This window comes from Anaerococcus martiniensis, from assembly GCF_043187485.1.
GTDB lineage: Bacteria > Bacillota > Clostridia > Tissierellales > Peptoniphilaceae > Anaerococcus > Anaerococcus martiniensis.
Genome location: NZ_CP171106.1, coordinates 22,063 through 35,208, shown reverse-complemented (window position 1 = coordinate 35,208; position 13,146 = coordinate 22,063). Strand labels below are relative to the sequence as shown.

Below are 13,146 nucleotides of genomic sequence, written 5' to 3'. Positions count from 1 at the left end.
TTTTTAAATTTCTACTCTCTTAATGTCAGCACCTAGATTAGTGAATTTTTCTACTAAATCGCTGTATCCTCTGTCTATATGATAAATATCAGATACTTTTGTTTCACCTTCTGCAGTTAGAGCTGCTATTACCAGTGCTGCCCCAGCTCTAAGATCTGTTGCTCGCACCTCGGCTCCGTGTAGTTTGTCAACGCCAGCAATTGTTGCCCTATTACCACTTGTAGCAATAGCTGCACCCATTTTGTTAAGCTGTTCTACGTGCATAAATCTATTTTCAAAAACTGTTTCTTGGATTTTACTCTCTCCATCACAGATAGTCATTAATGCCATAAATTGTGCTTGGACATCTGTCGGAAATCCTGGATAAGGAAGTGTTTGTATGTTAGTAGCTTTTAGTCTTTTGTCAACTTTTACTTTTATAATATCCTCATCATCTATTTCTTCTACATCTGCACCCATTTCGATTAGTTTTGCAATTACAGGTCTTATGTGAGAACCAATTACATTATTAATTGTAACATTTCCCTTTGTCATAGCTGCTGCTATCATATAGCTAGCTGCTTCAATTCTATCTGGAATAATAGTATGACGAGTTCCTGTAAGTTTTTCAACACCTTCAATTGTAATTGTAGATGTACCAGCTCCCTTAATTTTAGCTCCCATTTTCGACAAGAAAGATGCTAAATCAACTATTTCTGGTTCCTTTGCTGCGTTTTCAATAATTGTTTCACCTTCTGCCAGAGTTGCTGCCATCATAATGTTTTGAGTAGCACCTACTGAAGGGAAATCTAAGTAAACTTCGTTTCCGATTAGCTTACCATCAGTTTTAATTGAAATTGCATCATCATTTACAATATTTTCAGCACCTAAGGCCTCAAAACCTTTTAAGTGTAGATCTATTGGACGAGCACCTATATTACAACCACCTGGTGCTTTTGTATGTGCTTCCTTAAATCTTGAAAGTAATGGTCCCATTACAACAAATGAAGCACGCATCTTATCCATTAATTCAAAAGGTGTTTCGCAAGTGTTTAATTCTGAGGAATCAATTCTTACTGTTCCCTCTCCTATATATTCCACTTTTGATCCTAGGTGTTTTAATACCTCAATCATTATTTCAACGTCTTTAAGTCCTGGCACACCATCTAGAATAATTTCTTCAGTTCCTAATACACAGGCTGCAAGTATTGGTAATGCAGAATTTTTTGCACCTGAAATTGTTACTTCACCTTCTAAAGGTCCGCCACCATTTATTACTAAAATTTCTTTTTTACTCATTTTAAATCCTTTATTTTGTACCAAAAAGTCTATCTCCAGCATCTCCTAGGCCTGGTACAATATAACTATTTTCGTTAAGTCCCTCATCTAACTGTGCGATAAATATTTCTACATCAGGGTGTTCTTCATGTAATTTCTTGACACCCTCTGGAGCAGCAATTATGCTCAATAATTTAATATCTTTACATCCCTTTTCTTTTAGTCTACCAATCGCATCACAAGCTGATCCGCCTGTTGCAAGCATTGGGTCAACCACCATGATGTCTCTATTTTCTACATCATTTGGTAATTTTGAGTAGTACTCTACAGGTTGTAATGTTTCTTCATCACGATACATACCTATATGTCCAATTTTAGCTGCTGGCAATACTTCAAGTACACCATCAACCATTCCTAAGCCAGCTCTAAGAATAGGAACTATGCCGAGTTTCTTCCCAGAAATTCTATATCCTGTTGTTGTAGCAACTGGAGTTTCCAATTCAAATTCTTCTAATTCTAAATCCTTTGTTGCTTCATAGGCTAATATAATAGAAATTTCTTTAATAATTGATCTAAATTCTGTTGATCCTGTGTTTGTATCCCTAAGAATTGAGATTTTATGTTTAATTACTGGGTGGTCTAAAACTTTAACATTTTCTTGCATAATTCCTCCTAAATATATATTATATTGTTAGATGCAGATTTTTTCATTCTATTCATTATACTCTTACCCAAGTTATCATCACTAACACCCTCTGCCAAAATAATATCAACACCATTATTATCCATTTCTCTTAAAGCTGTGTATAATACATGGCTCATATATGATAAATTGTCTCGGTTACCAAAAGACATTGATTTATAATCACCAAATTTTGTTATTGAATCATTAAAAGTAAGGATCCCTACTTTGAGGCCTTGATTTTTTAGTTTATCTGCCTGATCTAAGATAACATCAGCAGCATTCTCACCTATATAAACTTTCATTAAAGCATTTGGTGAGTAGTGTTTGTATTTTTGTCCAGGTGATTTTGGTATTTTGTCATCTGATACTAATGAATCATCTAAACTAATCGTAGGAATGATTTTTTTTAAATCTTCATATGTATAATAACCTGGCCTTAAGATTACAGGATTTTCTTCACTGCAATCTACTACTGTTGATTCTATACCAAACTTACAAGAACCACCATCTAAAATAATAGGGATTTTACCATTTAAGTCTTGATAAACATCTTTTGCCCTAGTTGGAGACGGTTTTCCTGAGCTATTAGCGCTAGGAGCAGCAATCGGTCTATTTGATTTTTCGATGAATTTTGATGCAATCTTATCGCTTGGCATCCTAATTGCCACAGTATCTAAACCTGCAGTAACTATATCCGGAACTATATCTGATTTTTTCATAATTAAAGTCAGAGGGCCAGGCCAGCAAGATTCAATCAATTTTTTTGCATCTTCATTAATATCATATACTAAATTATATAGTAAATTTTTATTTGAAATATGTAATATTAATGGATTGTCAGATGGTCTACCCTTTGCTTTAAATATTTTTTCACAAGCATTAGAGTTTAAACCATCTGCACCAAGTCCATAAACTGTCTCTGTTGGGAAAGCTACTAGCTCTCCCTCATTTATTATATTTGCAGCTTGGCTAATTATTTCTTCATCTATATCATCTTTATCTAAACTAAAAATCTTCGTAATCATTTTTTGCCTGTATTTCTATTTTTTTTATCTCATCTCTTACTTTATCAGTCATAATTAAAGAATAAGTTGGATCCATATGAATGCTTAGGTTTAAACCTATTTCATTTTTTATTTTCCTTTGTATATCTGTAACAATTTTATGAGCTACAAATAATGAAAGGTTTTCTGCTATTTCTACGTCAACAGAACCATCTAAATGACCTTTTCCATATTCATGGATTCTTAAACTATGGTATCCAATTATAAAATCATTATCTAGAATAATTTCTCCAACTCTATTTTCAATCTCAGGATCTACTCTTTCACCTAATAAGTATCCTGCAGATTGTTTAAATAGATCCAATCCAGGTGTGAAAACAAAACCTGCAAGTATTAAACCCATTATAGCATCAACTTTTATATTAAAATACTTTTCTATAATAGCTCCTAAAATTATTCCTGTTGTTGCAAGTATATCATTTCTTGCATCAGCCATTACTCCAAAATTTAAATCGGAATCTAGTTTGTTGTATAATTTCTTATTTAAAAAGTATATATATATTTTAGCTAGTATACTCAATACTAACACTAACATAGCAAGTGATGAAAATATAGTTTTATCATCAGAAGCATAATGATGTAGGGCATTTATAAATAGTTTAGCTCCTACATACATAATTAAAATACCTACTAAAAGAGAAATTAAACTTTCTCCACGACCATGTCCAAATGGATGTTCTTTATCTGCTGGTTTTTGACTTAATTTAGATCCAACGAGAGCCATTAAGGATACCAAGCTATCAGATAGGTTATTAAATCCATCGTTTATAATTGCTGCTGAATTTGCGGAAAACCCAACAATTAACTTAAAGATAACTAAAACTATATTAATTAAAATCCCTATGATAGATGACAGAGATATTAATTTTAGTCTTATAAATGGTTTTTTATAATTTTTGTAATCGTCAATAAATTTACTGGCAAAGAAGTTAAACAAATTATTCTCCTATTTGTTCTAGCTTTCTTGTTTGATCTTCTGCAATTAGTGAATTAATCATATCGTCAATATTTCCATTTAAGAAATCATCTAATTGATATATTGTCTTATTAATTCTATGATCTGTAATTCTACCTTGTGGGAAGTTATAAGTTCTAATCCTTTCACTTCTATCTCCAGTACCTACTTGAGATTTTCTATTATCAGCTATTTCTTTATTTCTTTTCGCTTCCTCTAATTCATAAAGACGAGCACGAAGGACTCTCATTGCTTTTTCTTTATTTTTTATCTGACTTTTCTCATCTTGGCAGGTTACAACTAGACCTGTTGGTTCATGAGTAAGTCTAACAGCAGAGTCGGTTGTATTTACTGACTGACCACCATTACCACTTGATCTATAAACATCTACTCTTACATCGTTAGGATCAATTTGAATATCTACATCATCAACCTCTGGTAATACTGCAACCGTAGCTGTTGATGTGTGAATTCTACCACCAGATTCTGTTTCTGGTACACGTTGTACTCTGTGCACACCTGATTCGTATTTTAATTTTGAATATGCACCTTCACCTTTCACGACGAAAGTTGCCTCTTTGATACCACCAACACCTTGGCTAGCTACATCAATTTCTTCAGTTTTAAATCCTGCTTTATCAGCGTACATATTGTACATTCTGTAAAGATCACCAGCGAAAAGACCTGCTTCATCCCCTCCAGCACCTGGACGTATTTCAACAATTACGTCTTTCATGTCATTAGGGTCCTTAGGGATCAATAAAATTCGCATTTCTTCATTATAAGTTTCAAGATTTTTCTTATTTTCACTAATTTCTTCTTTTAGCATATCAAGCATTTCACTATCATTTGTTTCACTCATTAGTTCTTGATTTTCTTCAATAGTTGCTTGAGCGTTAAGAATTTCTTCATATTTTTCAACAATAGGTTTTAGTGAATTGTATTCTCTTGAAATTTTTGTAAATTTATCTATATCGGATAATACTTCTGGATCTGCAAGTTTTAATTCCAAATCCTTATAGTTTTCTCTTATGTGATCTAAATTTTCAAACATATTTATCCTTTCTCGGCAATGATTATTCTATCAAAACCGTTAAAATCTTTTATATTTTCAATATTTTTAAAATCAGATTTGATCAATAGGGCATTTATCACATCCTTTTGGTCATATCCAATTTCAAAAACAAGATGTCCACCCTTATTTAAATAAATTGGCGATTTTTTTATTATCTCTTTATAGAAGTCTAAACCATCTTTACCACCTACAAGTGCTGATTTTGGCTCAAAAAATAATTTTTTATCTAATTTTTTATAATCTTCTTCGCTTATATATGGTGGATTTGATACTATTATATCAAATTGACCGTCTACATTTGAAAATAAATTACTCTTTAAAAAACTTACATTTTTTAAATTTAATTTCTCTTTATTTTCATTTGCTATAGATAGTGCTTTTTCTTCTATATCTACCCCTATTATTTTAGAATTTTTTAAATTTTTAGCTAATGAAAGACTAATTGCTCCACTTCCCGTTCCAATGTCCAAAATATTATTTTTTTTCATATCAGATTTTAAAATATAGTCTACCAATATTTCAGTTTCAAATCTTGGTATAAGAGCTCTTTGATCAACATTTAAGTCCAGTCCATAAAACTGCCAATGGCCAATTGCATACTGAAGTGGCATGCCATCATTAATTTTTTTCTCAATATCATTGATTTTTAATGATATATCATCAGTTAATTCAAAATCTGGATTTAAATAAATAAATGATTTTGACCTATCTATAATGTAAGTTAAAGCAATTATCAGTTCATCGTTTTTATTGTCTAGTATATCTTTTATTTTCATTATTTACACAAAAATAAGGTTAGTTGCCTAACCTTATTATTTTCTACCGTATCTTTTGTTAAATTTCTCAACGTTACCACCACGTTCAGCATTTCTTTGTTTTCCTGAGTAGAATGGATGACAGTTGTTGCACACTTCTACTTTGATTTCTTCTTCAGTAGATCCTACTGTAAATTCATTTCCACAAGAAATACATGTTACTTTTGCTTCATGGTATTCTGGTTGGATTTCTTTATTCATTTTAACACCTCTATTTCTTGATTCAATAAGCATATAAAATTATACCACGAAATTTAGACCAAATCAAGCTATAATGAATTATTTATAAGTTCTATTAAATTCTCATTTGTTGGTGTTCTTTTCATAAAATCTATTAGCTCAACTATGGATTCTGTAGTATCCATTTCTGATTTTCTAATCTTATATATTGCTTCCAATTCATCTTTACTGAGTAATAAATCTTCTCGTCTAGTTGATGATTTTTCAATATTTATAGCTGGGAATATTCTCCTATCTGATAGTCTCCTATCAAGGTGTACTTCCATATTACCAGTTCCTTTAAATTCTTCAAAAATCATATCATCCATACGACTTCCGGTATCAACTAATGCTGTAGCAAGTATGGTAAGTGAGCCACCATCTTCGACATTACGAGCTGCCCCAAAAAATTGTTTTGGTCCTACAAGAGCCATTGGATCAAGACCACCTGTTAGAGTCCTACCTGATTGAGGTGTGATAATATTGTAAGCTCTAGCTAGTCTTGTTATAGAATCTAGTAGTATTACTACATCCTTTTTATCCTCTACAAATCTTTTTGCACGTTCTAAAATCATTTCGGCCATTTCAATATGATTTTGTGGAGGCATATCAAAAGTAGAAGATGCAACTTCAGTACGCATATAGTCATTATCAGGATCTCTATACTCATTTACAAATCTTATGAAATCAGTAACTTCTTCTGGCCTTTCATCTATAAGTAAGACAAATATTTTGATATCATCATAATTTTTTTCGATTGAACGTTCAATATTTTTTATGAGTGTTGTTTTTCCAGCTTTGGGTTGTGAAACAATAAGACCTCTTTGACCACGACCAACCGGAGCAATCATATCTATGATACGCCCTGAAATAGTTTCTTTAGTAGTTTCAAGTCTTATCCTTTGGTTTGGGTAAATTGGAGTTAAATCTTCAAATGATAATCTGTTGAAAGCCTCGCCCGGTTTTATACCATTTACATCAGATACAAATATTAGTGGTGCAAATTTATCCTTATCGTGTTTTTCTCTAGCAATTCCCTTTATATAGTCACCTGTTTTTAGCCTAAACATCTTAATTTGTTTAGGAGGTACATATATATCATCATCACCTTGTTCGTGAAGGTCAGACCTTAAAAAACCAAAACCATCTGGAAGAATTTCAAGAACCCCTTCACAATCAAATTTCTCACCTAAATCGTTATCTTGTTTTTCTTTTTCTTCTTCCTCGCGTTCCTTATAAGCTTGTTCAATTAATTTTATTAATTCATCTTTTTTGTATTTAGTAACTGATGGAATTTCCAATTCTTTAGCAATTTCCCTTAATTCAGTTACTAATTTCTCTTCTAAATTGTCCATAATATTCCTATGTAAAAATTATAGGACCAATTGGTTAAACCAAAATGGTCCTATAAAATCTATATTTATTTATTTGCCGATCCCTCAGAACCAAACATATCTATTTTTTCAAATACAACATCTTTTATAGCTTGTGTTCCTGGTGCTAAAAGCTTTCTTGGATCAAATCCTTTACCTTCTTTGTCTTTACCAGCTTCGACATATTCACGAGTTGCTTTAGCAAATGCAAGTTGACATTCAGTATTTACATTTATTTTTGAAACGCCAAGTTCAACAGCTTTTTTGATTTGTTCTTCTGGGATTCCTGTACCACCATGTAATACAATTGGCATATTAACAGCATTGGATACTTCTTTAAGTCTATCAAAATTTAGACCTTTCCAGTCATCTGGATAAACTCCGTGTATGTTACCAATCCCTGCTGCGATAAAGTCGATGCCAGTATCAGCTAGTTGCTTACATTCTTCTACATCTGCAAGCTCACCTTCACTTGTAACGCCGTCTTCTTCACCACCGATTCCACCAACTTCTCCTTCAACTGAAATTCCTTTAGCGTGTGCTAAATCAACTATTTCACGAGTTTTCTCTAGGTTTTCTTCTAAAGGTAGGCTTGAACCATCAAACATTACAGATGTGTATCCAGCTTCAATAGCTTTTTTTGCACCTTCATAGCTACCATGGTCAAGGTGTAGTGCAACTGGAACTGTTATTCCTAAATCATCGTGCATTGTTTTAACTAGGGCAGCAACTGTATTAAATCCACCCATATATTTTACAGCACCTTCAGATGATGCAATAATTACAGCTGTTTTCTTTTCTTCACAGGCTTCTAGGATTGCTTTTGTCCATTCTAAGTTGTTTGTATTAAAGTGAGCAATGGCATATCCATTTTCATAAGCTTTGTCTAACATTTCTTTTGCATTTACTAACATTACTCTAGTCTCCTTTTATTAAGCTTCGTAAGTTCCTGGTTTATGTCTAGTCATAACTAAATCAGCTTTGACATTTTCGATAACTTTGTCAATAGCTTCATTGATATCTACAGTTTCATTTATACCCACACGACGTTTAGAATATTCAACTTTTTTATCAGCTGCACCTTTACCAACTGTTATTCTGTATGGAATACCAATTAAGTCTCTATCGTTAAACTTAACTCCAGCTCTTTCATCTCTATCATCAAAAAGTACATCGATGCCTTTTTCTTGAAGTTCATTATAGATTTCTTCAGATAAAGACATTTGCTCTTTATCTTTAACATTTATTGTTGTAATTATAACTTCAAATGGAGCTACGGTTGTTGGCCAAATAATACCATTTTCATCATGGTTTTGCTCAATAATAGCAGCAATAGAACGGCTTACTCCAATACCATATGATCCCATCACTATTGGCTGTTGTTTTCCGTCACGGTCTAGATAGTATGCACCTACTGACTCAGAGTATTTTGTTCCTAATTGGAAAATATTTCCTACTTCAATACCTTGTGCTGCTTTAAGTTTTCCAGATCCATCGATTGCCATATCTCCTTCTTTAGCTGTAAGAAGGTCTTCTGCAACTTCACCATCAAAATCACGTCCAAATGTTGCATTCATGTAGTGGTGGTTCTCTTTATTTGCACCAATTACAGTATTTGTCATTTGAGTAATGGATTTATCAATGATAATTCTTGGATTGTGTAATAATCCTTTTGGTCCAGTATAGCCTGGTTCAGCTCCTGTATATTTTAGGATCATTTCATCATCCATCATTTCTATTTCATGTTCTGGTACTTTTAGATAAGCAATTAATTTTGCCATATTCAATTCTCTATCACCTGGAACAAATACGAAAACTGGCTCGCCTTGGACTTTTAAGTCAACTGTTTTTACTAGCTTTTCTTCTGGAACATTTAAAAATTCGCTAACATCTTTAATAGTAGTCTTATCAGTAGTTTCTACTAGTTCTAATTCTTTTAATTCTTCTGTTTCATATTCTTTAATGTAGGCTGCTTTTTCAATTGTTGCTGCATAGTCTGATTCTTCAGTATAGAATATGATACCTTCACCATTTTCTGCTAAAGCTATAAACTCATGTGAAACTCTACCCCCCATGGCTCCAGTATCACCTTGTACAATTTTATAGTCTATACGCATATTATCGAATGCTTGAACATAAGCATCCCACATTTTTTGGTAAGAAATTTGTAATTGATCATAGTCTTCATCAAATGAGTAGGCATCTTTCATTAGAAAGCTTCTTGCTCTAATGATTCCATTTCTTGGTCTTCTTTCATCCCTAAATTTCTCTACGATTTGATAAAGATTTAATGGTAATTGTTTGTATGATACTAATTCATTTTTTACTAAATCAGCAAAATATTCTTCTGCAGTTGGACCAAAGCAATATTCACGACCAAGTCTATCGGTCATTTTTAACATTTCTGGACCAAATGTATCCCATCTACCTGATGCCTCCCATAATTCTTTTGGTTGCACCATTGATGTTTCAACATGGATAGAATCATAATCTTCCATAGCATCACAAACAATTTTAAATATTTTATTTTTAACTTTCATTCCTAGTGGTAGGTAAGAATAAATTCCTGCTTCTTGTTTTCTTACAAATCCACCTCTTACAAGCAACTTATGGCTTGCAACTTCAGCATCTGCTGGATCATCCCTTAAGGTTGGCATATAATAATTTGTTAATTTCATGTATATCTCCTATTATAAAAATTCGTTGCTAACTTTATTTTAAATTATTTAATAAATTCGGGGACTTTAGCAACATAATTGTTATAATCATTAATTAAGTTATTATCATTTGCAACAAATTCAGTGATAAATCTCACTTTATGATTACTCATATAATCTCCTTTATTATATCATCGATAAAGATATTCTTGACTTTTCTTTATCAATATCGATAACTTTAACATTAATTATATCCGAATTTTTTAAAATTTCATTAGGGTCTTTAATAAATTTCTCACTCATCTTTGATATATGAACTAAACCATCTGTACCAACCCCAATATCAACAAAGGCTCCAAAGTCAGTTACATTTCTAACTTTTCCTTTTATTTCATCTCCAATTTTTATATCATCAATAGTCATAATTTCAGATTTTGTTAAAACTTCAGGGTTATCATCACGGGGGTCTCGGCCTGGTTTTTTAAGTTCTTTAATAATATCTTCAAGTGTAGGTATTCCTACTTCCAAATCTTCACTTAGAGATTGTAAATGCAAGTCATCTAAGTCATATTTTGCTAATTTCTTAGCAACTTTATAACTTTCAGGATGGACACCTGTATTGTCTAAAATTTCTGGTGAATCAGGAAACCTTAAAAAACCTGCTGCTAGTTTGTAGGTTTTATCTCCCAATCCCTTAACATTTTTTAAATCTTTTCTATATATCAATTCTCCATTTTTAAAGCTTTCTTCAATACGTTTTGCAAGTGTCAAATTTAGACCCGAAACATAAGATAAAAGTCTATAAGATGCATTATTAATTGTAACTCCAACCTCATTTACAGCATCTTCTACAACTTTTGAAAGCTCATCATCTAACTTTTTCTCATTTAGATCATGCTGGTATTGACCAACTCCAATGTGCTTTGGTTCAATTTTCACCAGTTCTGCCATAGGATCTTGAAGTCTACGAGCCATTGAGATTGCACCACGAATAGTGACATCTAAATCTGGAAATTCTTCCTCTCCAAGAGCTGATGCAGAATAAACAGATGCACCTGCTTCGTTTACAATTGCATAGGCTAAGTCTTTGTCACTTTGGTCTATTAATTTATTTACAAATAATTCAGTTTCTCTACTAGCTGTTGCATTTCCTAGGGCAATTAAGTTAACATTATATTTTTTAATCAATTCATTTAAAGTTTTTATGGATTCAGCTTCTCTTTTATGAGGCTCAACTGGATAGATGACTGCCTGGTCTAAGTATTTGCCGTTTGCATCCACAACTGCTACTTTACATCCAGTTCTAAATCCAGGATCAAGACCCATTACATTTTTACCTTTAATTGGTCTTTGTAAAAAGTAAGGTTTTAAATTCTTAGAAAAGACTTTAATTGATTCATCTTCAGCTGATTCTGTCAGGAAATTACGTAATTCATTTGTAATAGATGGTAGAATTAATCTCTTATATGCATCATCTATAGAAAAATTTAATAATTCTTTTTGGTATTGGTTATTTACTTCATATAAATCAGCAATAAGTTTTTTGTTATAATCATCTGAAAAATCTAATTTTACACTTAATGCCCCATCTCTTTCGGCCCTATTTATAGCCAAAATTTGATATGATTTTATATCCTTAACTTTTCTGTTAAAATCATAGTAAGTTTCATAAATTTTTTCTGGGTCTTCTTTTAGTGTAGAAGATAATTTTGCCCTCATCATTCCGTCACGACGAACAATGTTTCTTGCATCAATGTTGTTTGATATTTCCTCTGCTAATATGTCTAGAGCTTTTTCAATAGCTAACTCTGGACTTTCAATCTCTTCATTTACAAAATCTTTAGCAAACTCAGTAGCTTCTTTTTGATTACTAGCTTGATTGAGTAAAAATTCATATAAAGGCTCTAGGCCTAATTCTTTTGCTTTATCTGCTCTTGTTTTTCTTTTTTTCTTAAATGGAGCGTAGATGTCTTCTAGTAGTGTCAATGAGTTAGCATTCAATATTTGCTCTTTTAGTTCATCAGTTAGTTTATCTTGACTTTCTAAAGAGTTAATAATCTCTTCTTGTCTTTTTTCTATTTTTCTTAATTTATTTAAATTTTTTCAATATTTCTTATGTCAACATCATTTAGGTTGCCAGTTTTTTCTTTCCTATATCTGGCAATAAATGCAACTGTGGATCCCTCATCCAAAAGCTCGATGACATTGATAATATTTTTTTCGTTTATATTTAGTTGTTCTGATAAAAGTTCTGTAATATTCATAGTTTCCTTATAAAAATAGTAGTTTTAGTAAATAAATAAATAGTAAATGGGCTGGATAGAAAATGTAAAATGCCCACTTATTTTGTTTTCCTCTTTGTCCGTTGTATAGCATTATTAATGGAATAGCAAGATAAACAACTCCATATGTTATAGGTATTGCATATCCACCCATTATAAATTCAAAATGAAAAGCAAGAAGCAAAGCTAATGACGTTAAAATTTTGCTATCTCTAGCAAGGTATAAAAGTACTATTGCCATTACTCCATTGTGTTTATAATCTGTTCTTAAAGTTAAAGCCAAATTTGTACCAATGAATATTATTATAAGTATAACAAGTATTTTTAAAATAGTATTAACTTCTTTCTTCCAAAAATAATCTATTCCATAAATCACAATAGCACCTATTAAAAGAGTAAAAATTACATTTTGACCATCCATGTAAAAGGGCGTTCCATATATAGAAATGTCAAATGGTATCTCTGATACTAAAGCAAATAAAAGCATCCTCAGGCAATATTTTTTAAAGTCTTTTGTGTAAATAACTGCTTGAACTGTAAAAAAGCAAAAAATTGGCATTGATATTCTGCCTAGTAAAACAAATATATCTGCCAAGACAAAATATTTTTGACCAAGACCATACATAAAACCAGTTTGTGCTAAGTGGGATAAAAGCATAAAAAACATGGCAATATATTTTAAATGGGCTCCAGTTAAATACGGTCTTTGCCTATACCATACTTTTGTATATTCTTCTTTATCCTTATATACTAAATAATTCATC

Annotated in this window: 11 protein-coding genes and 1 pseudogene; all 12 read right to left on the bottom strand. The window is 31.8% G+C overall.

Annotated features, from left to right (window positions below):
• Positions 1–3 precede the first annotated feature (3 nt).
• Positions 4–1,278 (bottom strand): UDP-N-acetylglucosamine 1-carboxyvinyltransferase, encoded by a 1,275-nt coding sequence (gene murA / locus ACF3NF_RS00195; protein ID WP_394023164.1) that lies wholly within the window; start codon positions 1,276–1,278, stop codon positions 4–6.
• Positions 1,279–1,288: 10 nt separating this feature from the next.
• Positions 1,289–1,921, bottom strand: coding sequence for a uracil phosphoribosyltransferase (gene upp / locus ACF3NF_RS00190; RefSeq protein ID WP_394023162.1), 633 nt, complete (start codon positions 1,919–1,921; stop codon positions 1,289–1,291).
• Between the two features lie 8 nt (positions 1,922–1,929).
• The gene (locus ACF3NF_RS00185) at positions 1,930–2,967 is read right to left on the bottom strand and encodes an L-threonylcarbamoyladenylate synthase (RefSeq protein WP_394023160.1); all 1,038 of its coding nucleotides are present in this window, start codon (positions 2,965–2,967) and stop codon (positions 1,930–1,932) included.
• Entirely contained in the window at positions 2,948–3,943 is a 996-nt protein-coding gene (locus ACF3NF_RS00180) for a cation diffusion facilitator family transporter (RefSeq protein ID WP_394023158.1), read from the bottom strand. The genes ACF3NF_RS00185 and ACF3NF_RS00180 overlap by 20 nt, the downstream gene beginning before the upstream one ends.
• 1 nt (position 3,944) lies before the next feature.
• On the bottom strand, positions 3,945–5,015 hold the full coding sequence (gene prfA, locus ACF3NF_RS00175; protein ID WP_394023156.1) for a peptide chain release factor 1: 1,071 nt from the start codon (positions 5,013–5,015) through the stop codon (positions 3,945–3,947).
• Between the two features lie 2 nt (positions 5,016–5,017).
• Complete coding sequence (gene prmC, locus ACF3NF_RS00170) at positions 5,018–5,812, bottom strand: peptide chain release factor N(5)-glutamine methyltransferase (protein WP_394023154.1); 795 nt, start codon at positions 5,810–5,812, stop codon at positions 5,018–5,020.
• A 36-nt stretch (positions 5,813–5,848) separates the two neighbouring features.
• Entirely contained in the window at positions 5,849–6,052 is a 204-nt protein-coding gene (rpmE, locus tag ACF3NF_RS00165) for a 50S ribosomal protein L31 (RefSeq protein ID WP_203126681.1), read from the bottom strand.
• A 68-nt stretch (positions 6,053–6,120) separates the two neighbouring features.
• Entirely contained in the window at positions 6,121–7,425 is a 1,305-nt protein-coding gene (rho, locus tag ACF3NF_RS00160) for a transcription termination factor Rho (RefSeq protein ID WP_394023152.1), read from the bottom strand.
• Positions 7,426–7,490: 65 nt separating this feature from the next.
• Positions 7,491–8,357, bottom strand: coding sequence for a class II fructose-1,6-bisphosphate aldolase (gene fba / locus ACF3NF_RS00155; RefSeq protein WP_394023150.1), 867 nt, complete (start codon positions 8,355–8,357; stop codon positions 7,491–7,493).
• Between the two features lie 18 nt (positions 8,358–8,375).
• On the bottom strand, positions 8,376–10,121 hold the full coding sequence (locus tag ACF3NF_RS00150) for a proline--tRNA ligase (protein WP_394023148.1): 1,746 nt from the start codon (positions 10,119–10,121) through the stop codon (positions 8,376–8,378).
• Between the two features lie 165 nt (positions 10,122–10,286).
• Positions 10,287–12,364 (bottom strand): annotated as a pseudogene (locus ACF3NF_RS00145) (Tex-like N-terminal domain-containing protein).
• A 7-nt stretch (positions 12,365–12,371) separates the two neighbouring features.
• Positions 12,372–13,145 (bottom strand): TraX family protein, encoded by a 774-nt coding sequence (locus ACF3NF_RS00140; RefSeq protein WP_394023146.1) that lies wholly within the window; start codon positions 13,143–13,145, stop codon positions 12,372–12,374.
• Position 13,146 lies beyond the last annotated feature (1 nt).

What these genes read in the sequence shown, in the direction of transcription:
- ACF3NF_RS00150 (WP_394023148.1), bottom strand. Translation starts at nt 10,121, where the DNA reads ATGAAATTAACAAATTATTATATGCCAACCTTAAGGGATGATCCAGCA.
- ACF3NF_RS00185 (WP_394023160.1), bottom strand. Translation starts at nt 2,967, where the DNA reads ATGATTACGAAGATTTTTAGTTTAGATAAAGATGATATAGATGAAGAA.
- murA (WP_394023164.1), bottom strand. Translation starts at nt 1,278, where the DNA reads ATGAGTAAAAAAGAAATTTTAGTAATAAATGGTGGCGGACCTTTAGAA.
- ACF3NF_RS00140 (WP_394023146.1), bottom strand. Translation starts at nt 13,145, where the DNA reads ATGAATTATTTAGTATATAAGGATAAAGAAGAATATACAAAAGTATGG.
- upp (WP_394023162.1), bottom strand. Translation starts at nt 1,921, where the DNA reads ATGCAAGAAAATGTTAAAGTTTTAGACCACCCAGTAATTAAACATAAA.
- prfA (WP_394023156.1), bottom strand. Translation starts at nt 5,015, where the DNA reads ATGTTTGAAAATTTAGATCACATAAGAGAAAACTATAAGGATTTGGAA.
- rho (WP_394023152.1), bottom strand. Translation starts at nt 7,425, where the DNA reads ATGGACAATTTAGAAGAGAAATTAGTAACTGAATTAAGGGAAATTGCT.
- prmC (WP_394023154.1), bottom strand. Translation starts at nt 5,812, where the DNA reads ATGAAAATAAAAGATATACTAGACAATAAAAACGATGAACTGATAATT.
- fba (WP_394023150.1), bottom strand. Translation starts at nt 8,357, where the DNA reads ATGTTAGTAAATGCAAAAGAAATGTTAGACAAAGCTTATGAAAATGGA.
- rpmE (WP_203126681.1), bottom strand. Translation starts at nt 6,052, where the DNA reads ATGAATAAAGAAATCCAACCAGAATACCATGAAGCAAAAGTAACATGT.